General features: G+C 73.7%; 22 protein-coding genes. 5 read left to right on the top strand and 17 right to left on the bottom strand.

From position 1 onward, the window contains the following. The first annotated feature begins 28 nt into the window (after positions 1-28). The gene (locus ACZ6C6_RS29600; RefSeq protein WP_469207087.1) at positions 29-541 is read left to right on the top strand and encodes a rhodanese-like domain-containing protein; all 513 of its coding nucleotides are present in this window, start codon (positions 29-31) and stop codon (positions 539-541) included. 46 nt (positions 542-587) lie between these two features. Here the strand turns inward: ACZ6C6_RS29600 and ACZ6C6_RS29595 are convergent, their stop codons facing one another. Both ACZ6C6_RS29595 and ACZ6C6_RS29590 read right to left on the bottom strand, forming a co-directional pair. Then, entirely contained in the window at positions 588-2,273 is a 1,686-nt protein-coding gene (locus tag ACZ6C6_RS29595) for a DUF885 domain-containing protein (RefSeq protein WP_469207085.1), read from the bottom strand. A 38-nt stretch (positions 2,274-2,311) separates the two neighbouring features. Beyond that, positions 2,312-2,830 (bottom strand): Lrp/AsnC family transcriptional regulator, encoded by a 519-nt coding sequence (locus ACZ6C6_RS29590; protein WP_469207083.1) that lies wholly within the window; start codon positions 2,828-2,830, stop codon positions 2,312-2,314. A 59-nt stretch (positions 2,831-2,889) separates the two neighbouring features. On the opposite strand from ACZ6C6_RS29590, the gene ACZ6C6_RS29585 reads away from it, so the two are divergent. After that, the gene (locus ACZ6C6_RS29585; RefSeq protein WP_469207081.1) at positions 2,890-4,137 is read left to right on the top strand and encodes a trans-sulfuration enzyme family protein; all 1,248 of its coding nucleotides are present in this window, start codon (positions 2,890-2,892) and stop codon (positions 4,135-4,137) included. Here the strand turns inward: ACZ6C6_RS29585 and ACZ6C6_RS29580 are convergent. The 4 genes from ACZ6C6_RS29580 to pdxR all read right to left on the bottom strand — a co-directional run bounded on the left by ACZ6C6_RS29580 (position 4,064) and on the right by pdxR (position 11,159). Beyond that, on the bottom strand, positions 4,064-5,464 hold the full coding sequence (locus ACZ6C6_RS29580; protein ID WP_469207079.1) for a GNAT family N-acetyltransferase: 1,401 nt from the start codon (positions 5,462-5,464) through the stop codon (positions 4,064-4,066). The two genes, ACZ6C6_RS29585 and ACZ6C6_RS29580, sit on opposite strands and share 74 nt — an antisense overlap. 144 nt (positions 5,465-5,608) lie before the next feature. Further along, positions 5,609-8,272, bottom strand: a complete 2,664-nt coding sequence (locus tag ACZ6C6_RS29575) for a DUF7824 domain-containing protein (RefSeq protein WP_469207077.1) — start codon at positions 8,270-8,272, stop codon at positions 5,609-5,611. Then, complete coding sequence (locus ACZ6C6_RS29570; RefSeq protein ID WP_469207075.1) at positions 8,269-9,642, bottom strand: SWIM zinc finger family protein; 1,374 nt, start codon at positions 9,640-9,642, stop codon at positions 8,269-8,271. Before ACZ6C6_RS29570 ends, ACZ6C6_RS29575 begins: the two co-directional genes overlap by 4 nt. 56 nt (positions 9,643-9,698) lie before the next feature. Further along, the gene (gene pdxR, locus ACZ6C6_RS29565; protein WP_469207073.1) at positions 9,699-11,159 is read right to left on the bottom strand and encodes a MocR-like pyridoxine biosynthesis transcription factor PdxR; all 1,461 of its coding nucleotides are present in this window, start codon (positions 11,157-11,159) and stop codon (positions 9,699-9,701) included. Positions 11,160-11,206: 47 nt separating this feature from the next. On the opposite strand from pdxR, the gene ACZ6C6_RS29560 reads away from it, so the two are divergent. Further along, positions 11,207-12,178, top strand: coding sequence for a DMT family transporter (locus ACZ6C6_RS29560; protein ID WP_469207071.1), 972 nt, complete (start codon positions 11,207-11,209; stop codon positions 12,176-12,178). Between the two features lie 152 nt (positions 12,179-12,330). Beyond that, positions 12,331-13,098: a GntR family transcriptional regulator gene (locus ACZ6C6_RS29555; protein ID WP_469207069.1), complete on the top strand. Its 768-nt coding sequence runs from the start codon at positions 12,331-12,333 to the stop codon at positions 13,096-13,098. Between the two features lie 36 nt (positions 13,099-13,134). Here ACZ6C6_RS29555 and ACZ6C6_RS29550 read toward each other — a convergent pair whose 3' ends face one another. Beyond that, positions 13,135-14,292 carry an ROK family protein gene (locus tag ACZ6C6_RS29550; protein ID WP_469207067.1) on the bottom strand — a complete coding sequence of 386 codons (1,158 nt, stop codon included), beginning with the start codon at positions 14,290-14,292 and terminating at the stop codon, positions 13,135-13,137. 280 nt (positions 14,293-14,572) lie between these two features. On the opposite strand from ACZ6C6_RS29550, the gene ACZ6C6_RS29545 reads away from it, so the two are divergent. After that, the gene (locus tag ACZ6C6_RS29545; protein WP_469207065.1) at positions 14,573-15,007 is read left to right on the top strand and encodes a hypothetical protein; all 435 of its coding nucleotides are present in this window, start codon (positions 14,573-14,575) and stop codon (positions 15,005-15,007) included. A 24-nt stretch (positions 15,008-15,031) separates the two neighbouring features. On the opposite strand, the gene mug is transcribed toward ACZ6C6_RS29545, so the two are convergent. The 10 genes from mug to bioB all read right to left on the bottom strand — a co-directional run bounded on the left by mug (position 15,032) and on the right by bioB (position 25,791). Then, complete coding sequence (mug, locus tag ACZ6C6_RS29540) at positions 15,032-15,577, bottom strand: G/U mismatch-specific DNA glycosylase (protein ID WP_469207063.1); 546 nt, start codon at positions 15,575-15,577, stop codon at positions 15,032-15,034. Between the two features lie 31 nt (positions 15,578-15,608). Next, the gene (gene purB / locus ACZ6C6_RS29535; protein ID WP_469207061.1) at positions 15,609-17,051 is read right to left on the bottom strand and encodes an adenylosuccinate lyase; all 1,443 of its coding nucleotides are present in this window, start codon (positions 17,049-17,051) and stop codon (positions 15,609-15,611) included. Between the two features lie 59 nt (positions 17,052-17,110). Beyond that, on the bottom strand, positions 17,111-17,980 hold the full coding sequence (locus ACZ6C6_RS29530) for an SGNH/GDSL hydrolase family protein (RefSeq protein WP_469207059.1): 870 nt from the start codon (positions 17,978-17,980) through the stop codon (positions 17,111-17,113). Between the two features lie 81 nt (positions 17,981-18,061). Then, entirely contained in the window at positions 18,062-19,081 is a 1,020-nt protein-coding gene (locus tag ACZ6C6_RS29525; RefSeq protein WP_469207057.1) for a hemolysin family protein, read from the bottom strand. After that, on the bottom strand, positions 19,078-20,415 hold the full coding sequence (locus ACZ6C6_RS29520) for a hemolysin family protein (RefSeq protein WP_469207055.1): 1,338 nt from the start codon (positions 20,413-20,415) through the stop codon (positions 19,078-19,080). The genes ACZ6C6_RS29525 and ACZ6C6_RS29520 overlap by 4 nt, the downstream gene beginning before the upstream one ends. Positions 20,416-20,580: 165 nt before the next feature. Further along, positions 20,581-21,021, bottom strand: coding sequence for a GNAT family N-acetyltransferase (locus ACZ6C6_RS29515; protein WP_469207053.1), 441 nt, complete (start codon positions 21,019-21,021; stop codon positions 20,581-20,583). Positions 21,022-21,084: 63 nt separating this feature from the next. Beyond that, entirely contained in the window at positions 21,085-22,368 is a 1,284-nt protein-coding gene (locus tag ACZ6C6_RS29510; RefSeq protein WP_469207051.1) for a cytochrome P450, read from the bottom strand. A 224-nt stretch (positions 22,369-22,592) separates the two neighbouring features. Next, complete coding sequence (bioD, locus tag ACZ6C6_RS29505) at positions 22,593-23,282, bottom strand: dethiobiotin synthase (protein ID WP_469207049.1); 690 nt, start codon at positions 23,280-23,282, stop codon at positions 22,593-22,595. Between the two features lie 3 nt (positions 23,283-23,285). After that, positions 23,286-24,590 (bottom strand): adenosylmethionine--8-amino-7-oxononanoate transaminase, encoded by a 1,305-nt coding sequence (locus ACZ6C6_RS29500; protein ID WP_469207047.1) that lies wholly within the window; start codon positions 24,588-24,590, stop codon positions 23,286-23,288. Further along, a complete protein-coding gene (gene bioB / locus ACZ6C6_RS29495) occupies positions 24,583-25,791 on the bottom strand; it encodes a biotin synthase BioB (protein WP_469207045.1) in 1,209 nt (402 codons plus the stop codon). Before bioB ends, ACZ6C6_RS29500 begins: the two co-directional genes overlap by 8 nt. Positions 25,792-25,816: the final 25 nt, after the last annotated feature.

The raw sequence follows: 25,816 nt of genomic DNA, 5'->3' as shown, positions 1-25,816 counted from the left end.
CGAGGGCGCCGACCATAGATTTTCAGGCATGACTCCCCAGACCGGCACCCCGGGCCCTGTCGCCGGACAGGCCCCCGCCTCCCACCCCGTCCTCAGCGTCCCGCCCGCCGAACCGGCCGACGCGGTCGCCTACTTCGGAGCCTCGCTCGCCTTCCACGCCGACGTCTCGGACGTCGCCGCAGCCCTGGCGGCCGGGGGAGACCCCGGCTTCGTCCTGCTCGATTCCCGGTCCACCGAGTCCTGGGACCAGGGGCACATCCCGGGCGCCCTGCACCTGCCGACGGCGCTCATCGCCGCCCAGGCACCCCGGCTCCTCGACCCGGCCGTGCCGGTGGTCACGTACTGCTGGGGGCCCGGCTGCAACGGCGCCACCCGCGCCGCCCTCGCGCTGGCCCGGCTCGGCTACCGGGTCAAGGAGATGCTCGGCGGCTTCGAGTACTGGGCGCGCGAGGGATTCGCGTACGACACCTGGGAAGGTGAAGGCAAGCGGGCGGCCGATCCGCTCACCGCACCGGTCGGCACGGACGACTGCGGCTGCTGACGACGGCCGGCCCCGGGGACGGCGCCCCGGGGGCCGGCCGCACCGGTCAGAGCTTCGACAGCTCGTCCACCAGGTCGTCCAGGCCCAGCGGGCCCTGCGACAGGGCCGCCATGTGCCACGCCTTGAGGTCGAAGGCGTCACCGTGCGCCGCGCGGGCGTTCTCCCGGCCCAGCAGCCAGGCGCGCTCGCCCAGCTTGTAGCCGATGGCCTGGCCCGGCATCGAGAGATAGCGGGTCAGCTCGCTCTCCACGAAGTCGGCGGGCCGGCCACTGTGGTTGCCGAAGAACTCCTGCGCCAGCTCCGGCGTCCACCGCTCGCCCGGGTGGAACGGCGAGTCGGCCGGGATCTCCAGGCCCACGTGCATGCCGATGTCCACGATCACCCGGCAGGCCCGCATCATCTGCGCGTCCAGGTAGCCGAGCCGGCGCTCCGCGTCGGGCAGGAAGCCCAGCTCGTCCATCAGCCGCTCCGCGTACAGCGCCCAGCCCTCGGCGTTGGCGCTGACCATGCCGATCGACGCCTGGTAGCGCGACAGGCTCTCCGCCACGTGCGCCCACTGGGCGAGCTGGAGGTGGTGGCCGGGAACGCCCTCGTGGTACCAGGTGGACACCAGGTCGTACACCGGGAACCGGGTCTCGCCCATGGTCGGCAGCCAGGTCCGGCCGGGCCGCGAGAAGTCCTCGGAGGGACCCGTGTAGTACGGGGCGGCGGCGCCGCCGGGCGGGGCGATCCGCGACTCCACCCGGCGCACCCGTTCGGCCAGCTCGAAGTGCGTCCCGTCCAGCGCCTCGATCGCCTCGTCCATCAGGCCCTGGAGCCATGCCTGGACCTCGTCCACGCCCTCGATGTGCTTGCCGTGCACATCGAGGTGGGCCAGCGCCTCCCAGGGGCCCGCCCCCGGCAGCACCTTCTCCGCCTCGGTCTTCATCTCGGCGAGCAGCCGGTGGTATTCGGACCAGCCGTACGCGTACGCCTCGTCCAGATCCAGGTCGGTGCCGTTGAAGTAGCGCGACCAGCGGGCGTAGCGCTCACGGCCCACCGTGTCCGGCTCGCCCTCGATCGCCGGCGCGTACACCTCGCGCATCCAGCGGCGCAGCTCGTCCAGGGCGCCGACGGCCTGCGCGGCGGCCGCGTCCAGCTCCGCGCGCAGGGCGTCCGGGCCGCTCGCGACGAAGTCCTGGAAGAAGCCCGTCGTGCCGTCCCCGACCCACTCGTCGAGCTGGCCGATGAAGGTGGCGGTGGCGCGCGGACCGCCGTACAGCTTGCGCTCCAGACCGAGCGTCAGGGACTCCTGGTAGCCGGCGAGCGCCGCCGGGACGGCCCGCAGCCGCTCCACGACGGCTGCCCAGTCCTCGTCCGTCTCGGTCGGCGTCACCGTGAACACCTCACGGACCGCGTGCGCGGGCGAGTGCAGATTGGAAACGGCCCGCAGCGCCTCGTCCGCCTCGTGGACGGCGAGTTCGGCCGTCAGCCGCTCCCGCAGCAGCCGGCCGCAGCGGCGCTCGGCGTCATCGGCGGCCCCGGGCAGCTGCTCCGCGCGGTCCAGCCGGGCGAGCGTGTCCCGGGCCAGCGCGGCCAGCTGTTCCTGGCCGGCCGGAGAGAAGTCGGGAAGGCGGCGCGAGCTTGCCGCGACACCGAGATAGGTGCCGGAGATCGGGTCGAGTTCGATGAAGGCGTCGACGTAGGCGTCGGCGATCTGGCGCGGCAGTGCGCTGCTGGAAGAGTCTGACATGGGGCCATCCTCGTACGGGAGGGGCCCCCGCGTCACTATCAATCGGCGGGACGGACCTGACCGGGAACGGGGCCCGCGGCCCCCGGCACGGGCGGAAGCAGCGGCCCGCACTCCCACTGCTGGAAGATCAGCCGCGTCTCCACCCGGGCCACTTCGCGCCGCGAGGTGAACTCGTCCAGTACCAGCCGTTGCAGATCCGCCGTGTCCGCCACGGCCACATGCACCAGGTAGTCGTCGGGGCCGGTCAGGTGGAACAGGGCCCGGGACTCCGGCAGCGACCTGATCCGCTCCACGAACGGGCCGATGAGCTCCCGCCGGTGCGGCCGCACCTGTACGGAGAGCAGCGCCTCCAGACCCCGGCCCAGCCTGGCCGGATCCAGCCGCAGCTGGTGCCCGAGGATGACTCCGGTGCGGCGCAGCCGGGACACCCGGTCCAGACACGTCGAGGGAGCCACCCCGACCTCGGCCGCCAGCTCCCGGTAAGTGGTCCGGGCGTCGTTCTGCAACAGCCGCAGAATGTGCAGATCGACCGTGTCGAGAGCGACGGATTCAGTCATTCGGCGAACGTAGCACGGGCTTCGGGCCGCATCGTCCGGTGAGCGTTCAGAGTGCGCGCATGGACAACGAATCCGTGCTGCCGCCCTCGACCACCCCGTCCCGGGCGCTCGCCACCGAAGCCGTGCACGCCGGACGCGACGACCTCGCGGCCCTCGGCCTGCACGCCGCGCCGATCGACCTGTCGACCACCTACCCCTCGTACGACTCCCGCGCCGAGGCCGAGCGGATCGACGCCTTCGCCACCACCGGGGCCCGCCCGGACGGCCCGCCGGTCTACGCGCGGCTCGACAACCCGACCACCGGCCGCTTCGAGACGGCGCTGGCCCGGCTCGAATCCACCGCGAGCGCGGTGGCGTTCGCCAGCGGCATGGCCGCGCTGACCGCCGTTCTGCTGGCCCGCGCGAGCGTGGGGCTGCGCCATGTGGTGGCCGTGCGGCCGCTCTACGGGTGCAGCGACCACCTGCTGGGCGCCGGGCTGCTGGGCACCGAGGTGACCTGGACGGACCCGGCGGGCATCGCCGAGGCGATCCGGCCGGACACGGGTCTGGTGATCGTGGAGACCCCGGCCAACCCGACCCTGGCCGAGGTGGACATCCGGGCCGTCGCCCACTCCTGCGGTGCGGTGCCGCTCCTGGTCGACAACACCTTCGCGACGCCCGTCCTCCAGCGCCCCGTCGAGCTCGGTGCGCGGATCGTGCTGCACAGCGCGACGAAGTACCTGGGCGGGCACGGCGACGTCATGGGCGGAGTCGTCGCGTGCGACGAGGAGTTCGCCGCCGTGCTGCGCCGGGTCCGGTTCGCCACCGGCGGAGTCCTGCACCCGATGGCCGGCTATCTGCTGCTGCGCGGCCTGTCCACCCTGCCGGTGCGGGTCCGGGCCGCCTCCGCGAGCGCCGCCGAGCTCGCCCGCCGGCTCTCCGCCGACCCCCGGGTGGCCCGGGTGCACTACCCGGAGATCGGCGGCGCGATGGTCTCGTTCGAGGTGTACGGGGACCCGCACCGGGTGATCGCGGGGGTGCGGCTGATCACCCCCGCCGTCAGCCTCGGCAGCGTCGACACCCTCATCCAGCACCCGGCCTCCATCAGCCACCGCATCGTGGACGAGGGGGACCGGCACGCCTCCGGTGTCGGGGACCGGCTGCTGCGGATGTCGGTCGGCCTGGAGGACGTCGAGGACCTGTGGGCCGACCTGTGCCAGGCGCTCGACGGCGGGGAGCCCGTGCGCGGTGGGGTCAGCGCTCGGCCTGCTCGTACGGCGGCAGCTGCGGCAGGGGGTGCGCCGGGGTCGCCGCGAGGCGTGCGGTGATCACGAGGGTGCCCTCCTCGATCTGGTAGTCGAGCGGCAGCGAGAGCGCGCGCATGGCGGCCACCATGCCGGTGTTGGACGCCTGGGTCACGGCGTAGACGTTCTCGCAGCCGGCCTCGACGGCCAGCGCCACCAGGCGGGCCAGCAGCTCGGAGCCGATGCCGCGCCGCTGCCACTCGTCCTCGACCAGGAGGGCCACCTCGGTCTCGTCGCCGTCCCAGAGCAGATGGCCGAGGGCGACCATCCGCCCGGACGCCGTCTGCACCGCGAGGGTCCGGCCGAAGCGGGGGCTCAGCAGGTGCTCCAGATAGCGGTCGGCATCCCGGACCGGGCCGTGGTAGCGCAGCCGCAGGGTCTGCTCGGAGCACCGTCCGTGCATGGCCGCGGCCGCGTCGAGGTCGGCCCGGTCCGCCCGGCGCACGGTGATCTCGTTGCCCTCGGGCAGCGTCAGGACCTGCTCGCCGCGCGGGACCCGGGGGCCGAGCCGGGCATCGAGCTCCACCAGCGCTCGGGCCCGCGCGAACTCCGTGGGCGTGAACGGCAGATACGGCCGCTCCACGGTGATGACCCCGCCCGACGGGTCGCGCAGCCGCATCACCGTCTCCTCCAGCACCCCTTCGACCGGGGCGGTCTCACCGGTGGCGCGCCCGGTGACCGAAACGGCGGGCAACGAGTGGATGGTGCACCGGCCGAGCAGCTGCCGCAGGGCGAGGGGGAGTTCGGCCGCGTCGAGGGCGGTGCGGGTGGCGAGGCCGAGCACCCGGGTCGGGGCGTCCACCAGGTCGTGGGTGTCGGCCCGCTCCGTCCAGGTGGAGCTGCCCCCGGCGGCGGCCACCGCCCGGGACAGCTCCCGGGCCGGCAGGGACGCGGGCACCCTCAGCAGGAACTCGTCCACGGTGCCCCGCGCCAGCGGGTGCGTCTGGAGCGTGAGGATGTCGATGCCGTGCCGGGCCAGCACCGTGCACAGCGCGGCCAGGCTCCCCGGCACGTCCCGCACGGTGGTCCGCATCCGCCACAGCACCGTCTCGCCGGGGACGGCGGAGGCGTCGGGGGCCTCGGACGCGCCGGACGCCTCGGGGGTGTCGGCGGCCGGTGCGGGAGGCGGGGCGTGGCTGTGGCGCCGGGCCCACCAGGTGTGGAACGCGGCCGTGGCGGTCAGCGCCACGGCCGAGGCCACGAGCAGGTAAGGGCCGTCGGGCTGATGCCCGATCAGGTTGGCGATCGCGTCGGCGACCGCCACCGCCGTGAACAGCGCGGCGAGCTCGATCACGTCCCGCCGCCAGTGGTGGGGGCGGCGGGCACTCTTCGCGGATGTCACATCAGTCATGAACCCACTGTGACCGTACCGTGTTGCCTGATCACGAACGCTTTGTGACCGATGGGTTAAAGGGCGATCGGCCCTCCTGCCGTCGATTTCGAAGGTGTCGGGGGCACGTTTCGAAGGGCGCCCCGGGAGACGGGCGCTCGGGGCTCAGGCGCTGCCCGCCCGGCAGGCGGTCTCCAGGCGTTTCGCCTGCCGCACCAGCTGGGTCGTCCCGCCGCGCGCGGCCGTCTCCGCGAGCCCCGGGACCGGCCCGGTCTTCGGGGGCCCGCTGCGCTCCGCGCACTCCGCCGCCACGGCGAGCAGATCGCTCAGCCCCCGGGGCGCCCGCTCCTGCGCCAGCAGCGCGGGAAGTACGGGCACCAGGAAGGACAGGACCGTCCCGTACGCCCCGGTCTCCGCCGCGGTCCGGGCCGCGTCCGCCAGCCGGTTCGGCTTGACCGCCTCCCGCACGATCAGCGTGTCCAGCTCGCCGCCGAGCAGCCCGGTGTCCAGCCGTCCGCGCGCCGCCAGCACCAGGAGGGCGTCCACCGCGGCGAGCCGGTCCTCCGCGTGCCGCGCGCCGAGGCCGTAGGCCAGGGCGAGATGGATCGCCCCGGCGGCCGGGCCACCGGTCTCGGCGAGCGCGGGGAGCAGCCAGGTGCCGCCCCGCTCCTCCTGCACGCACGCCGCGACGGAGGGCAGCAGCCAGGCCGCGAGCGTCTCGCCGTCCTCGGGGAGGGTGGCGATCCACTGGGGAGACTCCGCTGCCCAGCAGTAGCAGTTCTGGTTCTGAGGCGAGTGCGCGCTCCCGAGCCAGTGGAAGGGGCGCGGAAACTGCTGCCGGACGAGCGGGTTGTCCCTGGTGGTGAGCAGGACGCGTCGCGCCTTGACCACCGTCTGCCGCAGCCAGTCGCGGGCGACGGGGACGTCCGTCTCCACGTGCCGGGGGACCACGGCAGCCACCGGTTCGTCGGCCAGGAGCCATGCCGCCAGGCGGTCGCCCTCCTCGGTGCCCAGTGCGGACGCCTCCCGTGCGGCCTCCGTCGCGTCCGTGCGCCGGACCCGCAGGAGCGCCTGGGCGAAGTCCACCGGCCCGGCCGCCACACCCAGCGCGCGGTAGCCGCGCAACCGCTCGACCAGTTCCCCCGCGTCGATGGTTCCCGTATGCCACGTGGGGGTGGCCAGCAGATACGGCAGCCGGCCCGACCACATCTCGGCGGCCACCTCCCAGAGCCGGGCGTACAGGATGCCGTTGAGAGCGGCGTGGCAGCAGCGGCCCCCGCTTGCCCGGAGGGTCTGTCCGTCGTGCACGCTCCGTCGCGAGACCCGCCCGAGCAGGGACGCCGCGACGATGTGCAGGCCCTCGTGGTGCCGGGACATCCGCCACTCGACCCCGTCCTTGGGCGCGGTGGCCCACCACTGGCCGGCGAGCGCGGACTCCAGGGCCGTGACCAGCTCCTCCCGGTGCGTGGCGGCGTATCGGACCAGCCCGTCCAGGGCCCGTTCGAACGCAATGACGTCCTCCTCAGGGCCCGATCGGAGCAGGACCGCCGTCACCTCCTCGGTCAGCTCGGCCACCGAGCCGGGCGGCGGGCCGAGGGGACGCGGGGCGGGCGGTGGTGGGAGGACCTCCTCGTACGCCGCGTCCGGCTCGTCCTCCCACAGGTCCCCGAACACCGCGCGCGCCGCCTCCCGGTGCACCGGCGCCAGGAGCGAGGCCGTCCGGGCCGCTTCCTCGCGGACCTCCGGCGACGCGGCGGGCAGGGCGCGGGCGGCCAGCTTGAGCGCACGCTCCTGCGCGTCGGTGTCCGGATGCCCGAACGCGTCCGCGATCACCGGCAGCAGCTCCTCGGCCGCCGAAGAGTCCCGGCGCAGCACCTTCCCCAGGTGGATCAACTGGGCGCGCACCAGCTTCTTCTCGCTACGGAAGAGCACCCCACCGGACACCTCCGCCAACTGCCGGACCGAGAGCGCCCCCTGCGCGTCGAGCCGGGCCAGCACCTCCTGGGCGTGGCCGGCCACCGGAGAAGGCCCGTCCGCGGCCATCGCCATCCAGTCGGCGACCCGCGCCGCCTCCTCCTCGGCGGTCGGAGCGAGCCCCCGCACGACCAGCAGGCAGAAGCGGAGATCGGTGGGCTTCCCGCCCCGCAGCAGCCGCGCGGCACAGCCGTCGAGCAGGGCCGCGCGGTCGAGCAGGCCCTCCGTCACCAGGGCGGTCAGCGCGGCCGCCCAGGACGCGGCGGGGGTGTCCCTGTCGAACCAGGCCACCGCCGCCGGCAGCTCCGGCAACGTCAGGAGGTGCGGCACGAGGACGTCGAGAGCGGCCTCCGTTCGCAACACATCGATCAGAGACTTCTCGGACCTGGCCTGCCACCGCGCGCTGTCGACCCGCTCCGCCCACGCCCGGACCATGCCGTCCGAGACGGGCAGCGGACAGCCCGCCCGGCGGGACAGCTCCTCGACCAGCTGGTATTCCGCGTCCGACTCCACGGCGCGTGCGGCCAGCCGGCGGGCGAGATCGGCGAGCCAGTCCGGCTCGCGGTCGCTCAGGACCTCCAGGACCCACGGGTACGGCGAGTGAGCCCAGTCCCGCATGTCCCTGGCGCCCAGCCAGGTCGCGCAGCCCGCCGCCCCGGTGTGGCAGCCCGCACCGGCCACCAGGATCGCCTTGCGGACCCGGGTGCGCTCCCCCCAGCGCCAGCCCCGCGCCTCCTTGCGCAGCGCCTTCAACTCCTCCAGGGCGGCCTTGCGTCCGCCCCGGTCGAGCCGGGCCAGCAGGGGCCGGAGGTCGTCCATGCGGCCGTCGCGGACCGCGTCCAGCAGTGCGGTCACCGCGCACCCCCGGCGACCGCCGCGCCCCGGCGCACCATCCGGACCGCGAGGGCGTGCTTGCACGGGCCCCGGCGGCCCCCGTAGTCCGCCCACCACTGGCAGGTGCAGCTCAGCGCCCCCGACTGCTCACGGACCTGGTAGCGCCGGTCGCCCGAGCGCACCGCCGCCAGCTCGCCGTCCAGGACCACCGCCCCCTCCCGGGCCAGCCGCCGCGCGGCCACGAGCCGGGGGTTGTGACGCTCGGCCCGGTCCGCGTCGTACGGCAGCTCGCGGTGGAAGTACGCCGCGTCCGCGAGGTCGTAGCCCACCCGGCCCGCCGTCCCCAGCCGGACCAGCGCGGCCCGGACCCGCTCCACCGGAAGGCCCGCCTGCTCCGCCAGCCGGTCCGGCTCGATCCGGGGCTCCCACGCCAGCAGCACCGACACCAGCTCCGCGTCGGCCGCGGCGTCGTCCGTGGCCAGCGCCTCCAGCACCCCGCCCTCGCCGGAGAACCCGCGCGAGGCATCGGGCGACAGCGTCAGCGTCAGCCGCATCCCCGGCAGCACGACCTCCCAGGCACTCGCGGCGGCCGCGCCGTCGGCCACCGGCCCGTACACGCGGAGCGCCGACGCGTGGCGCAAGACCCGCTGCAGGGCGGACAGCCGCTGGGGGCCGGGCAGGCAGACGGCTCCGGGCACCGGCCGGGTCGTGGTCCGGAGCGTCCGCCCGGCCGGCACCACCCACCGCGCGCCGCGCGCCGCCGCCCCCGAGGACGCGGGCAGCGACCTCAGGAACCGTACGGCGTCCGCCGCCGGGAGCTCCGCCCGCAGATCGAAGGCGGCGGAGGCCACCTGCGCCTCCGCGAAGCCCCGCAGCCAGCGGTCCGGCAGCGGCACCTTCTTCTCCACGACGGCCCCGTCCGTCGTGGTCACCGCCATCTCCTGCGGTCCCACCCGAAGATGCAGCGGCTCGTCACCGCCCATCCGGGACAGCGCCTCCCGCAGCGGATGGTTGACGTCCACATTGGTGGTGCCGTGGCCCGTCTCCACGCCCTCCAGACCCTCGCTGAGCACATCGAGCCGCGCGTAGACCCCGCAGCAGCCGGAGAACGACTCAAAGCGCAGCCGGTCGCCGTTGCCCGTCACCACCGGGTCCAGGGAGGCCAGGAGCGTCCGCTGGTAGTAGCGCGCGGCGGCGACGTCCGCGACGGCGAGCAGCCCCCGCGCCGCTATCTGCGGCGAGGCCAGGAACCCCGAGAAGAACCGGGGGTGCGCCTCGGCGCCCTGCGGTGTGGAGCCGCCGGCCGTCTCCAGGCCGAGCGAACGCCCGGACCGTGAGGAGGCCAGGACGGAGGGACGTGAGTAGGCCAGGGCCTGCGACGTTCGGGTCATGGAAAGAACCGTAGAACCCGCCACTGACAATCGGTCATCACCGCAGGTCAGCAGGGCTATTGAAGCAGGCCGGCCAGGGCGCGCACGCCGCGCACGATGTCGGCCGGCGCCAGATGGGCGTAACCGAGGACGAGACGCGCACAGCCGTCCTCCGGCCGCTCCGTCCCGTACTCGCGCAGCAGCCGCACGGCGACCCCGGCACCCGCCGCGCGCTCCGCGAACTCCTCCTCCGGACCGCGGAGTCCGGGGAGTCGCGCGATGGCGTGCAGCCCGGCCGCGACCCCGCTCACCTCCGTGCCCGGAATGTGCTCGGCCAGGGACCGCGTGAGCACGTCCCGGCGCTCCCGGTACGCGCGCTGACAACGCCTCAGCTGGCGGTCATAGCCCCCGCCGGTCACGAAGTCGGCGAGCACCGCCTGTTCGAGGGACGGATTGCCGAGGTCCATCATCCGCTTCCGCTCCACGAGCTCCGCGGTCATCGAAGCGGGCGCGATCAGCCAGCCCAGACGCAGCCCGGGAGCCAGCGACTTGCTGACCGACCCGGTGTACGCGACGCGTTCCGGATCGAGGCCCTGGAGGGCGCCGACCGGGGCGCGGTCGTACCGGAAGTCACCGTCGTAGTCGTCCTCGATCAGCAGCCCGTCCGCCTCCCGCGCCCATTCGAGGAGCTGGCTGCGACGGGCCGCGGAATACGCCACACCGGTCGGGAACTGGTGCGCCGGAGTCGTCACCACGGCCCGCACCCCGGAACGTTTCAGCGGCCCCGGGGCCAGGCCCTCCTCGTCCAGCGGCACCAGAGCGGTCGCCACCCCGGCGGAGCCGAAGAGCGCCGTGTGCTCCGGGCTCCCGGGGTCCTCCACCCCGACCGTGCGCACCCCGCGCCCGTGCAGGACGAACCCGAGCAGTGTCGTCGCCTGGGCGACCCCCGAACACACCAGCAGACGTTCCGGATCGGCGACCACCCCCCGCCGCCGCGTCAGCAGCGCGGCCAGGGCGACGCGCAGCTCCGGCAGACCGCGCGGATCCGGATAGCCGAGTGCCCCGTGCGGCAGCCGCGCGAGTACCGAGCGGTGGGCGGCCGCCCAGGCGCCGCGCGGGAAGAGGGAGAGGTCGGGCGTCCCGGGCCGGAAGTCGACCCGCACCCGGCCGGCGCGCGGCGCCAGGTCCCGCGCACCGTCCGCCGCCGCCCGCGCGGACCCGCTCACCCACGTTCCCGCACCGCGCCCGCTGCGCAGGTAGCTCTCCGCCGTCAGCTGCTCGTACGCCTCGGTCACCAGACCGCGCGAAACCCCCAGATCGGCGGCCAGTTCACGGCTGGCCGGCAGCCGCGTCCCCGGCGCGAGGCGGCCGGAGCGGACCGCCTCGCGCAGCGCCGACTGGAGCGCCCGGCCCCGGCCACGCGCCGGAGCCGACGCCACCGGAAGCAGCAACTCCCAGGCCGCCGAGACGGATTCACGGCCCCCGCCGCCGCCACCCGAGGGCGCGCCGGTCTGCGAATTGGTCCCCGAAGCTCTCATGAAAGTGGACCTTAATCCGATCCACCCCGATGCCTAGCGTCGGTCCCATGAACGCGACCTCACTGCGCGGGGCCCTGCTGGCCACCGTCGCCTGCGTCCTCGTCGGCGCCTCCTTCACCGCCAACAGCGTCCTCGGCGACTACCCCTACGCGGGTGGCCAGGCGCTCCGCTACGGCCTCGCCGCACTCCTGCTGCTGCCCCTGATCCACCGCCCCGGCGAACCCCGCCCCGCCGCCACGCTCCGCCGGCTCACCGGACGGCAATGGGGCAGGCTCGCCCTGCTCGCCGCCGTCGGCATGGTCGGCTTCAACCTCGCCGTCCTGGCCGCCGAACGCTCCGCGGAACCCGCAGTTCCGGGCGTCTTCGTCGGCTGCGCCCCGATCCTCGTCGCCGTTCTCGTACCCCTGCTGGAAGGGCGCAGGCCCGCGCGGCCCGTGCTGTACGCGGCGGCGCTGGTCGCCGCCGGGGCGTTCACGGTCCAGGGCTGGGGGCGCACCGACCTGAGCGGCATCCTGTGCTCCGTCGGCGCGCTGGCCGGCGAGGTGGGCTTCGCCGTGATCGCGGTGCCGGTGCTGCGCCCGCTGGGCCCGAAGCTGCTCTCCGCGACCGTCTGCGTGATCGCGGCGGCCGAGTCGACGGTCCTGGGCCTGGTGCTGGACGGCGGCGGCTTCCTGCGCGTGCCGACCGGGGCCGAGGCGCTGGCGCTGATCTGGCAGGCGGCCGTCGTGACGGTCATCGGCTTCGTCTGCTGGTACATGGGCATGCAGCGCATCGGCGCCGAGCGCGCCACCCTCTTCTCCGGCCTCATCCCCGTCTCCGCCGCACTCACCGCCCCGCTCGTGGGCACCGGTTCGTACGGCCTCGCGCAGGCCGCCGGATCCTGCCTCGTCGGCCTCGGTGTGGCGATCGGCTCGGGAGTGCTGGGGCGGCGCGGCACGATCGCGCCGCAGGCGGAAGCCCCTGCTCCGAAGGCGGACGCGGGGCCGCGCGCGGTGCGCCGGTCCGCGAACGTCCTGTGAACGCTGTGCGGCACCCCGCCCATTCACAGGGTCTCCGGCGCAGGATTGGTCTTGACCAAGGGGTTGCGCCGTCCTATGGTCTCAACGTTAAGACAGGAACCTTTAATAAATAACGTCGCGGAATAAGCCGCTGGGCGATTGCGGAGGACAGGGTGGGGACCACGCAGCTGGAAACGGTGCAGGAGCCGAAGTACTGGCACCTCAAGACCGTGCTCAGTGAGGCACTCGACTCGGACTTTGCGGTGGGGGAGATCCTTCCCAACGAGCGTGAGCTCGCCGCCCGGTTCGGCGTCGCCCGGGCCACGCTCCGGCAGGCCCTGGAACAGCTCGAACTCGAAGGCAGGCTGCACCGCCGCCGGGGCGTCGGGACCACGGTCGCCCCGCCCCGCGTCGGCGTGGCCGTCTCCACCGCCCGCAACGACTGGACCGACGGCGGGGCCGACACGGCCTGGCAGCCGGTGGACTGCGAGAGCGCGCCCGCACCGGCCGCCGTCGCCGCGACCCTGAACGCCGGCGCGGAGGAGCCCGTGCACATCGTGCGCCGCATCCGCACGAGCCACGGCCAGGTGGTCGCCGCCGAGCTGCTCTACGTGCCGTCCTCCTCCGTGCCCGAACTGTCCGGGATAGACGCCCCGTCCGGCGCGGCCCGCGCCCGCGCTGTCGTCCGCGAACTGCACCGGCTCGGCCTCGAAGGCCAGGACCGCTCCGTCGAGCTGGGGTCCGCCCGCGCGGACGACGCCAAGGAGCTGGACCGGCTCCCCGGCGCCCCCGTCCTCGTGGTCACCACCCGCTACCTCGCCGCGGGCGGCACGGCGGCGGTCGCGGTTGCCACGTACCGGGCCGACACCTGCCGGCTCACCTTCGGCGACTCGGGCGACCTGGAGATCAGCCACCCCGCCGAGGAACGCCGGGCCTCCTGATCCGAGGCGCATCGCGCACCCCACGGCCCGTCGCGTTCAGCGGCGGGCCGTCACCGTTCCCTCGACGGCGAACAGCTGCTCCTCCACATGGTCGAGCGCGAGCCGCAGCGCGCCGGTCGCCACCGCCGCCTCGCCGAGGAGAGACAGGGACACCCGGGGCGGCCGCAGGCAGTAGCGGGCCAGCTCGCTCCGCAGCGGGTCGAGCACCCCGTCGAGACCGGCGGCCCAGCCGCCGACCACCACCAGCTCGGGATCGAGCGCCAGTACCAGGGCCGCCACGTCGTGCACCAGGCGCTGGATGAACCGGTCCACGGCGGCCCGCGCCTGCTCGTCCCCGTGCCGCGCCTTCGCGAAGACAGCCGCGACCGCGTGCTCGTCCAACGGGTCCAGCGGGGTGTCCGTCGTGGACAGCAGGTGCTCCGGCGTCACGTCCCGGCCGAGCAGATGCAGCGCGCCGATCTCCCCGGCCGCGCCGCCGAACCCCCGGTGCAGCCGCCCGCCGATCAGCGAACCGGCGCCCGGGCTCAGCCCCGCGAGCACGAACACGATGTCGTCGGACTCCGTGGCCGCGCCTTTCCAGTGCTCGGCGACGGCGGCGGCGTTGGCGTCGTTCTCCACGAGGACCGGGCAGCGGAAGGAGCGCCTGAGCCGTTCGCCGAGGGGCAGGCCCGTCCAGTCCGGCAGCGCGGTGCCCAGCCGCACGGTCCCGTCGGCCTCCACGATGCCCGGGCTGCCCACGCCGACGGCGCGCAGGCTGCTGCGGGCCACGCCGGTCCGCCGCAGGACGTCGGCGACCACGGCCCGTACCCGGTCGAGGCGGTCGTCGGCACCGGCGGTCTCCGACACCTCGCGGGAGCCGGCGCCGATGATCCGGCCGTCCAGCCCCGACAGCAGGGCGGAGACGCGGTGCGGGCCGATCTCGATGCCCAGCAGGTGCCCGGCCTCGGCGCGGAAGCGGAAGCGGCGGGCCGGACGGCCCTGACGGCGGGTTTCGGCCCCCTCCGGAGCGCACTCCACGACCAGACCCGCCTCGAAGAGCCCTTCCACGACGCCCTCGACCGTCGGACGGGACAGGCCCGTGATCCGGGTCAGGTCCGTGAGGGTCGAGGAGGAGGCGCCCCTGAGGGCATGGAGCACCACCGCGGAATTGATCCGCCGCAGCAGCGAGGGGTCCCCGCCGGTCAGCCGGCCCACGGTGTGTCCTCCCAGCTAGTGCGCATGTCAGGCGGATCGTACTCGCTGCTCAGGGGGTAGGCGACCAAGGGATGCGAAGCCGTTAGGAAGGGGTTCGGCACACCGGCGCGGCTGCCGCGGACCCGGACGCGACGGTCCGTGCCATCTTCGGCGGGACGCTGCCCAGTTGGTGCCCGAAGGGAGCCAACTGGTGGCGCGGCAGCCGGAACGAGCTGGCTGAAATCATCTCAAAGTACGGAGCGGAGTCCCGATTGTCAGTGGGGGAAGGTTTACTGACGGCATGACCACCGCACATCACCTCCGCCTCATCGACGGGATGCGCGCCCGGGAGTTCCCCGTGGAGCGTGTCCGGTCGGGTTCGGGAGTCAGCGGTCCCGGTTACCACACGGAATTCCTGTACGCGGACGACGCCTGGGAGGAGGACGAGGCCGGCCGGCTGGAGCGCCGCGCCCAGTGCCTCGCGGACCACGAAGCGCTGGCCACCCTGCTCGGCAGCCGCTGGGGCGAGCCGCAGCTGGTCAGTCTGTTCAGCGCCCAGGAGCGGCTGCTCGCGGGTGAGGAGATACCGCAGCCGTGGGCGGACACCGTCGCGGGATGCGAGTACCTGCGCCTCTGGTACGTCGAGGAGCGCTGGATAGCGCTGGCCCTCTCGCTGGAGGAGGGCGGTTCCGGCTGCGAGCTGAGCGTGGTCGTCACGGAGACCGACCCGCCCTGACCCGGCCCCGGGGCAAGACGCCCCCTAGAGGTCGTCTTCCTCCACCGCCAGGCGCAGCCGGGCGTACTCCTCGGCCATCGTGGCGGCCGTCCAGTGCGCGTTGAGGCCGCTGGGGTTGGGCAGCGCCCAGACACGGGCTCCGCCGACCGTCCGTTCCTGCGGCCCGATCCGGGCCCGGCGCTCACCGAATGCCGTGCGGTACGCCGTGATGCCCACGACGGCCAGCCAGCGCGGCCGCAGCAGCTCGACCTTGGCGGTCAGGAGCCGCCCGCCCTCGCGGTACTCCTCGGCGGACAGCTCGTCGGCCCGGGCGGTGGCCCTGGCGACGACGTTGGTGATGCCGAGCCCGTGGTCGAGCAGTTCGGCCTGCTCGGCGGGGGCCAGTCGGCGCGGGGTGAAGCCCGACAGATGGAGCACGGGCCAGAATCGGTTGCCGGGAAAGGCGAAGTGGTGCCCCGTCGCGGCCGTCGTGAGGCTCGGGTTGATCCCGCAGAACAGGACACGCAGGCCGCCCGCGGCCACGTCGGGAACGACGCGGTCGCGGGCGGCCCGGAGCTCTTCGGGTGTCATCCGCGGGATGCGGCGGCGGTGGCCGTCGGCCTCAGAGGATGGAGCCGGGCGTGTAGCCGGCGGCCTCGGGGTGCTGCTTGGTGATCTCCTCGATCCGCGTGACGAGCGCGGTGACCTGATTGCCGGCCGCCCCGGTGAAGGACAGCTTGTCCGCCATCAGCTCGTCCAGCTGGGCGCGGTCCAGCGGGATGCGCTCATCGGCCGCGAGCTTGTCCAGCAGCTCGTTGCGCTCGGTGCCCTGCTCACGCATGGCGAGGGCCGAGGCGACGGCGTTCTCCTTGATGGCCTCGTGGGCGACCTCGCGGCCGACGCCCGCGCGCACCGCGCCCATGAGGACCTTGGTCGTGGCGAGGAACGGCAGGTAACGGTCCAGCTCGCGGGCCACGACGGCCGGGAACGCGCCGAACTCGTCCAGCACCGTCAGGAACGTCTCGACCAGCCCGTCGAACGCGAAGAACGCGTCCGGCAGGGCCACCCGGCGCACCACCGAGCAGGAGACGTCGCCCTCGTTCCACTGGTCGCCCGCCAGCTCTCCGGTCATCGACGCGTAGCCGCGCAGGATGACCATCAGGCCGTTGACGCGCTCGCAGGAGCGGGTGTTCATCTTGTGGGGCATCGCGGACGAGCCGACCTGGCCGGGCTTGAAGCCCTCGGTGACCAGCTCGTGCCCGGCCATCAGCCGGATGGTCTTCGCCACCGAGGAGGGCGCCGCCGCCAGCTGGACGAGGGCGGTCACCACGTCGTAGTCGAGCGACCGCGGGTAGACCTGGCCGACCGAGGTGAAGGCGTGCGCGAAGCCGAGGTGTGCGGCGATGCGCTCTTCGAGCTCCGCGAGCTTCCCGGCGTCGCCGCCGAGCAGGTCCAGCATGTCCTGCGCGGTGCCGACGGGGCCCTTGATGCCGCGCAGCGGGTAGCGGCCGAGCAGGTCTTCGAGACGGCCGTACGCCACCAGCAGCTCGTCGGCCGCGGTCGCGAAGCGCTTGCCGAGGGTGGTGGCCTGCGCGGCCACGTTGTGGGAGCGCCCGGCGACGACCAGCTCGCGGTACTCGGCGGCCAGCTTGCCCAGGCGGGCCAGGACGGCCACGGTGCGGTCGCGCATCAGCTCCAGGGAGAGCCGGATCTGCAACTGCTCGACGTTCTCGGTGAGGTCGCGCGAGGTCATGCCCTTGTGGACGTGCTCGTGCCCGGCGAGGGCGTTGAACTCCTCGATGCGGGCCTTCACGTCGTGCCGGGTGACCTTCTCGCGCTCGGCGATCGAGGCCAGGTCGACCTGGTCGAGAACACGCTCGTAATCGGCGAGGGCGGCGTCGGGCACCTCGATCCCGAGGTCCTTCTGGGCGCGCAGCACCGCCAGCCACAGCCGGCGTTCCAGCTTCACCTTCTGCTCGGGGGACCAGAGGACGGCCAGCTCCGTGGAGGCGTAGCGGCCGGCCAGGACATTGGGGATGCGAGGCTTCGCAGACACAGCAGTCACGTGTACGGATTCTACTGGCGGTTTGTGCAGCTCAGCGCCGCGGTCCCGTTTGTGCGTTGCTACGAACCGGACGCGTCCCGTGCCCCCCGCTCACCGGACTCCACCTGACGCCACGTGGCGACCGGAGCCGCCCAGCCGTCCTCCTCCGGAGTCACCCAGAAGGCCCGCCCCAGCTCGGCGTCGAACTGCGCCCCGGCCCGCCCGTCGCCGGACGAGCGCCCCGTGAGCCGCCGGCCGATCCAGGGCAGCAGGTGCTGCCGGGCGAACCGCACGTCCTCCACCCGCCGAGCGCCCCAGCGCGCCGGGGCCGATGCGGGCAGCGGGGCCCGCCAGTCGCTCTCCGGCGGCAGCCCCAGGGCCTGCCACACCGCCTCGGCCACCCGGCGGTGCCCCTCGGCGGTGAGATGCAGCCGGTCGACGTCCCAGAGGCGCGGGTCGCCCAGCACCGGGGCGCCGTACAGGTCGACCACCACCGCGCCGTGCCGGGCGGCCAGCTCGTCCACCAGAGCGAACAGCTCCTCCATGCGCGGCCGGAACCGGTCGAGCACGGGCCCGTTGCGACCGGGGCTGCGCATCAGCACCAACTGCTTGCACGACGGCGCCAGGCGTTCGACCGCCTCCTCAAGGCGTCCGCGCACCATGCCCATGTCGCACTTGGGGCGCAGGGTGTCGTTGAGGCCGCCGACCAGCGTCACCACGTCCGCCCGCATGGCCGCCGCCACATCCACCTGCTCGTCCGCGATCTGGGCGATGAGCTTCCCGCGTACCGCGAGATTGGCGTACCGGAAGCCCGGCGTACGGGCGGCGAGCCGGGCGGCGAGCACATCGGCCCAGCCCCGGTACGTACCGTCGGGCAGCAGGTCCGACATGCCCTCGGTGAACGAGTCGCCGACCGCGACCAGACTGGTGTATGAGGCATTCATTTCCATGGCGATGCGATCGTATCGCGGCGCCGTACGGCCCCGGCGGGCGAACGGCGGCCCCGGACCGGGGCCCGGAACCGCCCCGGCTCAGCGGCTCTGCGGCCGTCCCACCAGCTCCCGGAGCACGTCCTCCATCGTCACCATGCCCGCGAGCCTGTCGTCCTCGTCCAGGACCGCCGCCAGGTGCGTACGGCTGCGCCGCAGCGCCGTCAGCGCGTCGTCCAGCGGTGTCGCCGCCCGGACCCGGGCGATCGGCCGCATCGAGGACACCGGGAACGGCAAGTCGCGCGGGGTGACGTCCAGGGCGTCCTTCACGTGGAGGTATCCGAGGATGCGCTGCTCCGCGTCCATCACCGGGAAGCGCGAGAAGCCCGTCTCGTACGACAGCCGCTCCAGCTCCTCCGGCGTCGCCCCGACCCGGATGTACATCACCCGGTCCACCGGCAGCACCACGTCCCGTACCGGCCGGCGGCCCAGCTCCAGGGCGTGGTGCAGGCGCTCGGCCGCCCGGTCGTCGACCAGCCCGGCGTCGCCGGCGTCCTTCACCAGGCGCGCCAGCTCGTCATTCGAGAACGTCGCCTCCACCTCGTCCTTAGTCTCCACCCGCAACAGCTTCAGCAGGGCGTTGGCGAAGGCGTTGATCGCGAAGATCACCGGGCGCAGCGCCCGGGCCAGCGTCACCAGCGGCGGGCCGAGCAGCAGCGCGGTCCGCACCGGCTCGGCCAGCGCGATGTTCTTCGGGACCATCTCGCCCAGCAGCATGTGCAGATAGGTCGCCACCGTCAGCGCGATCACGAACGAGGCCGGGTGGACCAGGCCGTGCGGCACACCGACCGCGTCGAAGACGGGCTCCAGCAGATGCGCGATCGCGGGCTCGGCGACGATACCGAGCACCAGGGTGCACAGGGTGATGCCCAACTGGGCCGCCGCGAGCAGCGCCGAGACGTGTTCCAGGCCCCAGATGACGCTGCGCGCCCGCCGGTTCCCCTGCTCGGCCTGCGGCTCGATCTGGCTGCGGCGCACCGAGATGAGCGCGAACTCCGCGCCGACGAAGAAGGCGTTCACGACCAGCGTCAGCAGACCGATGAAGAGCTGTACGGCGGTCATCGCTCGTCCTCCGACGGCAGGTGGGCACCGGACAGCGGTGCGTGCAGCAGGGCCCGGGCGGCGCGGCGCCCGGAGGCGTCCACCACGTCGAGCCGCCAGCCGGCCAGCTCGACCGAGTCGCCCACGGCGGGGATGCGGCCGATCTCGGTGGCGATCAGGCCCGCCAGGGTCTCGTACGGACCGTCCGGCACCCGCAGCCCGATCGTCTCCAACTGGTCCGTGCGGGCGGCGCCGTCCGCCGACCACAGGACGCGCCCGTCGGCGTCCTCACCGGCGGGGGCCAGGTCCGGCGTCTCGTGCGGGTCGTGCTCGTCGCGCACCTCGCCGACGACCTCCTCCACGATGTCCTCCAGCGTCACGACGCCCGCCGTGCCGCCGTACTCATCGATCACGACCGCCATGGCGAGCTTCCCGGACAGCCGGTCGAGCAGCCGGTCCACGGTCAGCGTCTCGGGGACGAGCACCGGCTCGCGCAGCATCTCGGAAACGCGCTTGCGGGGGCGCTCCGCGGCCGGGACCGCCAGCACGTCCTTGATGTGGGCGACGCCCACGACGGTGTCGAGGCTGCCCCGGTAGACGGGGAAGCGGGAGAGGCCGGTGGCCCGGGTCGCGTTGGCGACGTCCTCGGCGGTCGCGCTGACCTCAAGGGCGGTGACCTGTACGCGCGGGGTCATCACGTTCTCCGCCGTGAGCTCCGGGAGGCCGAGGGTGCGGACGAACAGTTCGGCGGTGTCTGCCTCCAGCGCGCCCTCCTTGGCGGAGTGCCTGGCCAGTGCCACGAGCTCCTGCGGGCTGCGCGCGGTGGCCAGCTCCTCGGCCGGTTCGAGCCCGAAGCGGCGCACGATCCGGTTGGCCGTGTTGTTGAGGTGGCTGATGAAGGGGCGGAAGACAGCCGTGAAGGCGCGCTGCGGGGTGGCGACGGTCTTCGCGACCGTGAGCGGCGAGGAGATGGCCCAGTTCTTCGGGACCAGCTCGCCGACGACCATCAGGAACACCGTGGACAGGGCCGTGCCGATGACGAGCGCCACGGACGAGGCCACACCGGGCGACAGCCCGACGGCCTTCACCGGGCCCCGGATCAGCTTGGCGATGGACGGCTCGGAGAGCATGCCGACCACCAGGTTGGTGACCGTGATGCCGAGCTGCGCCCCGGACAGCTGGAAGGTGAGGCTGCGGACCGCCTTCATGGCGCTCGCGGCCCCGCGCTCGCCCTGCTCGACGGCGCGCTCAAGCTGACCGCGCTCCACGGTGGTCAGGGAGAACTCCGCGGCGACGAAGGCGCCGCAGGCGAGCGAGAGCAGTACCGCAACGAGCAGCAGAAGCACTTCGGTCATCGGTTCACCTCCGTCCCATGATCGGACAGGGACCGGCGGACCGCGCGATGTCGGTGGCTTCTGGGACTGGGAGGCTCGCCCATGGGCGGACGCTCACACCTTTCGTCGGGAGGGCAGGACTGCCTCCCCATAGTAAAGGATCGGCAAAGTGCGGGGTGCGGCCCGTCACCTTCCCCCTGTGCCCGGCCCGAGCGGCTTCACCCACCGCCGCCATTGGTTCTCGCGGCGGTAGCCGGCCGCCTGCCAGGCGTGGTGCGCCCGCTCGTTCTCCTCCAGGACCATGGCGTCCACCCGCCGCCCGCCCAGCTCGACGAAGCGCTGTTCCGCCGCGTCGAGCAGCGCCGTCGCGATGCCCTGCCGGCGGTGGTCCGGACGGACGGCCAGCCGGTACGCCGAGCACCGCCAGCCGTCGAAGCCCGCGATGACGCTCCCCACGAGCACGCCCTCCCGTTCCGCGAGGAGCAGCGCCCCCGGGTCGCGGTCGATGAGGCGGGCCACCCCGTCGTGGTCGTCGCTGATGCTGGTGCCCTCCGCCGCCGTGCGCCAGAAGCGCAGCACGGCGTCGATGTCGGAAGGGGCGGCGGGGCGTATCGAGAGATCACTCATGGCCCGACCCAATCAGAGAACCGTGCGCCCGGGCGATCGGTTTCCCGCCGGTACGCGACCGGCTCAGCGGAGTCGTGCGGGCAGCGACTCGACGCCGTACACGATCGACAGCTTGCGGAAGGTCAGGTCCTGCGGCGGAACGGCGAGCCGCATCGCGGGGAAGCGCCGGACCAGGGCCGGGAAGGCGGAGCGCAGTTCCATCCGCGCGAGCTCCGCGCCGATGCAGCGGTGGATGCCGTACCCGAAGGCGAGGTGCCCGGCCGGAGTGACCCGGTCCAGGTCGAACCGCCCGTCGTCCGTGACGTACGCCGGGTCGCGGTTGGCGCCGCTCAGCGAGCACAGCACCATGTCGCCGCGCGGGATCACCACCCCCGCGATCTCGATGTCCTCGCGGGCGAACCGGGGGAAGGCCATCTGCACGGCGGACAGATAGCGCAGCACCTCCTCCACGAAGGGCGCCGTCGCACCGTCGTCCGCGCGCAGCCGGTCCGCCACCTCCGGATTCCGCAGCAGGACGAGGGCGCCCAGCGCGATCGTGCTGGCGGTCGTCTCGAAGCCCCCGGTGAGCACCCCGTCCGCCAGGCCGGCCAGTTCCTCGTCGTCCACGCTGTCCCCGTGCTCCCGCACGATCATCCCGAGCAGGCCGTCGCCCGGCGAGCGCCGCTGGTCCCGGACGACGCCCCGGAAGTAGTCGAGCGACTCCGACATGGCGCCGAACGGCGCCGTGGCCCCCTGGAACAGGTCGAAGCGGTCCATGGCCAGCTTCTGGAAGTCGTCGCGGTCCTCGTAGGGCACCCCGAGCAGTTCGCATATGGTCAGCGACGGCACCGGCAGCGCGAACGCGTGCACCAGATCGACCGGCCCCGGCGCGGCCGCCATCGCGTCCAGCCGCTCCGCGACGATGGCGTCGATCCTGGGCGCCAGCCTGCGCAGCCGGCGCATCGTGAACTCCGGGGTCAGGATGCGGCGCAGCCGCGTGTGCACCGGCGGATCGCTGAACCCCAGACCGCCCGGGCTGTGTTCGGCGGCTATGCCCGCGTTGCCCGCCAGGTGGGCGAAGTCCGTGCTGAAGCCCTCGGCGGAGCCGAGCACCGCCTTCGACTCCTCGTAGCCGGTGACCACCCAGGCGTCCATCCCGAACGGCAGCGCCACCCGGGACACCGGTGCGGCCGCCCGGGTCTCGGCGAGCCGCCGGACCGGGTCGAGCCCCTCCCTGCGCAGCGGCATCAGCAGCTGCTCCGGGAGCAGTTTCATGGTGGTCGACCCGAATCCGTGCTTCTGGATCCTGGCCAGGTAGCCGCGCCCGAGCCGGGCCGTGATGCGGGAACGGAACGTCGTCGTACTCAATGTCACTCCATGAGTCGTCGCGAGAACTGGTCGGACGGCGCGCTTGCGGCGCCAGGACGTGGCCGACCGCGGTGACCTCGGCTACCTGAGCCCTGAGCAGGAATTATGACCAGGTGTTCGACCAATGGGGGGCCCGGGTACGGAATCCGTCCGGGATACGGCGGTGAACGGGCGCGCGGACGACCCCGCACGGGCTCCCGGCCCGGCGGTACCGCCCGCTCCGCTCAGCCCGACGGCCGGTCGCCGCCCAGCGGCGCGGCCAGCCAACTCGCCGCCCGCGCGCGGAAGTCGGCCGGGGCGAGCGAACCGGCGCCCTCCGGGACGACGCCCAGCAGCGGGGCGCCGGCGGCCACCGGGAGGTCCGCCACATTGCAACGCGCCGCGAGATCGGGCTCGGCCGGCATGCTCCCGATGACCACCCCCAGGCAGTCGAGCTCCCGCGCCCGCAGCGCCTCCGCCGTCAAGGCCGTGGAGTTCAGCGTGCCCAGCCCGGCCGGGGCGACCACCAGGACCGGGGCCGCGAGCAGCCGGGCCGCGTCCGCCAGCGTCGCGCCCTCGTCGTCGAACCGTACGAGCAGCCCTCCGGCGCCCTCGACCAGGACCAGGTCGTGGTCGGCGGCCAGCTTCTCGGCGGCCTCGGCGACCTCGTACGGGCGCACCGGGTCCATTCCGGCGCGGCGGGCGGCCGTCGCGGGCGCCAGCGGTTCCGGGAAGCGGGCCAGTTCGACCGCCGTGACGTGGGCGCCCGCCAGTCGTGCCACCTCCGCCACGTCGCCGGGTTCGCCCGGCTCCAGGCCGGTCTGGGCCGGTTTGAGGACGGCGACGCGGCGGTGCGCGGCGACCGCCGCCACGGCCGCGGTCACGATCGTCTTGCCGATCTCCGTACCGGTACCGGTCACCACCAGAACGCTCATGTCTCAGCCCTCCCGCGCCGCGGCGCACACCGCGCGGCAGATGCGCGCGACATCGTCGTCACCCGTCACATACGGCGGCATGGTGTAGACGAGGTCCCGGAACGGCCGCAGCCACACCCCCTCGCGCACGGCGGCCGCGGTCGCCGCCGCCATGTCCACCTCGTGGTCCAGCTGGACGACCCCGATGGCGCCGAGCACCCGCACGTCACGGACCCGGGGCAGCTCCCGTGCCGCCGCCAGGCCCTCGTTCAGCCCGGCCTCGATCCGCTTGACCTCCTGCTGCCAGTCCTGGCCGAGCAGCAGGTCGATGGAGGCGCAGGCCACCGAAGCGGCCAGCGGGTTGCCCATGAACGTCGGCCCGTGGGCGAGCACCGGCACCTCGCCGCGCGAGATGCCGTCGGCCACCTCGCTCGTGCACAGCGTCGCCGCCATCGTCAGATAGCCGCCGGTCAGGGCCTTGCCCACGCACATCACATCCGGGGACACCCCCGCGTGGTCGGCGGCGAACAACTTGCCCGTACGGCCGAAGCCCGTCGCGATCTCGTCGAACACGAGCAGCACGCCGTACGCGTCGCACGCCTCGCGCAGCACGCGCAGATAGCCGGGGGAGTGGAAGCGCATGCCGCCCGCCCCCTGGACCACCGGCTCCACGATCACGGCGGCCAGTTCGTCCGCGTGGTGCGCGATCAGCTCGCGCAGACGCGCCGCGTACGCGGGGTCGGGCCCGGAGTCGTAACCGGCGGGCGGTTCGTCCGCGAAGACCTGGCGGGGCAGGGCGCCGGACCACAGCTCGTGCATCCCGCCCTCGGGGTCGCACACCGACATCGGCTGCCAGGTGTCCCCGTGGTAGCCGCCGCGCCAGGTCAGCAGCCGCTGCTTGGCCGGCCGCCCGGCCGACCGCCAGTACTGGAGGCACATCTTCACGGCGACCTCGACCGACACGGAGCCCGAGTCGGCGAGGAAGACGTGGCGCAGGGGCTCCGGGGTGATCTCCACCAGCCGGGCCGCCAGCCGGACGGCCGGCTCGTGCGTGAGCCCGCCGAACATCACATGGCTCATCCGGTCGAGCTGGCCGCGTGCCGCCTCGTTCAGCACGGGGTGGTTGTAGCCGTGCACGGCCGACCACCACGAGGACATCCCGTCGACCAACTCGTGCTGTCCGTGGGCGGGTTCGGCGAGCCGCAGCCGGACCCCGGACGCGGACTCCACGATCAGCGGCTCCTGCCGGCCCGGCATGGGGCCGTACGGATGCCAGACGTGCGCCCGGTCCAGGTCCCGGAGTACGGCGGGGGAGAGCGGCTCAGGCATTGGGAGCGAGGTCCGTGCCCGCGCCGCGGCGGCGGACCGCCACCAGATCCGTGCGGGCCCCCGGCGCCTGCGTCTCCGGCGCCTCCGCGGCGGGTACGGGCTCCGCCTCCGCGGCCTCCCCGCACGGACCGCAGCCGCCGGCCGCGTGCGAACCGCAGCCCTCGGCCGCGTGTGAGCCGCAGCCCGCCGCCGCGTCCGCGCGGTGCCGGGGGAGCGTCGTCGTACTCGCCCCCTCCACCTCGAAACCGGCGTCCGCGATCATGTCCAGATCCGCCTGCCCGGCCTGGCCCTCACTCGTCAGGTAGTCGCCCAGGAAGATGGAGTTGACCAGGTGCAGGGCGAGCGGCTGCATCGAGCGCAGATGGACCTCGCGCCCGCCCGCGAGCCGCACCTCCACGTCCGGGCAGACGAACCGCACCATCGCCAGGATGCGCAGGCACCGCTGCGGCGTCAGGTTCCACTCCTTGGCGAGCGGGGTCCCCTCGAACGGGATCAGGAAGTTGACCGGTACGGAGTCCGGGTCCAGTTCGCGCAGCGAGAAGACCACGTCGACCAGATCGGCGTCGCTCTCGCCCATGCCCGCGATCAGCCCCGAGCATGCGGAGAGCCCGGCGGCCTGCGCCTGCTGCACGGTGTCCACGCGGTCGGCGTAGGTGTGTGTGGTGGTGATCTCCCCGTACGTCCCCTCGGACGTGTTGAGGTTGTGGTTGTACGCGTCGGCGCCCGCCGAACGCAGCCGGTCGGCCTGGCCCTCGGAGAGCAGACCGAGGCAGGCACAGACCTCGACGCCCTCGTTCTCCTCCTTGATGGCCTCGATGGTCTGCGAGACCCGGTCGACGTCGCGGTCCGTCGGACCGCGGCCGCTGGCCACCAGGCAGACGCGCTTGGCGCCGCCCGCCACCCCGGCGGCGGCCGCCTTCGACGCCTCCTCGGGCTTCAGCCACGTGTACTTGAGGATCCCGGCCTTGGAACCGAGCCGCTGCGAACAGTACGAGCAGTCCTCGGGGCAGAGCCCGGACTTCAGATTGACCAGGTAGTTCAGCTTCACCCGCCGCCCGAACCACTGACGGCGCACCTTGCCGGCCGCGGCCACCACGTCGAGCAGTCGGTCGTCCGGGGTCGCCAGTACGGCGAGCGCTTCTTCACGGGTCGGCAGCTCGCGCCGCAGCCCCTTGTCCACCAGCGTGTTCAGGAGGTCCATGGCGATGATCCTGACGCACCGCACC

The organism is Streptomyces sp. NPDC041814 (genome assembly GCF_055590565.1).
Note: the sequence above shows the minus strand (reverse complement) of the source record. Positions and strands in the feature narration are given on the sequence as shown.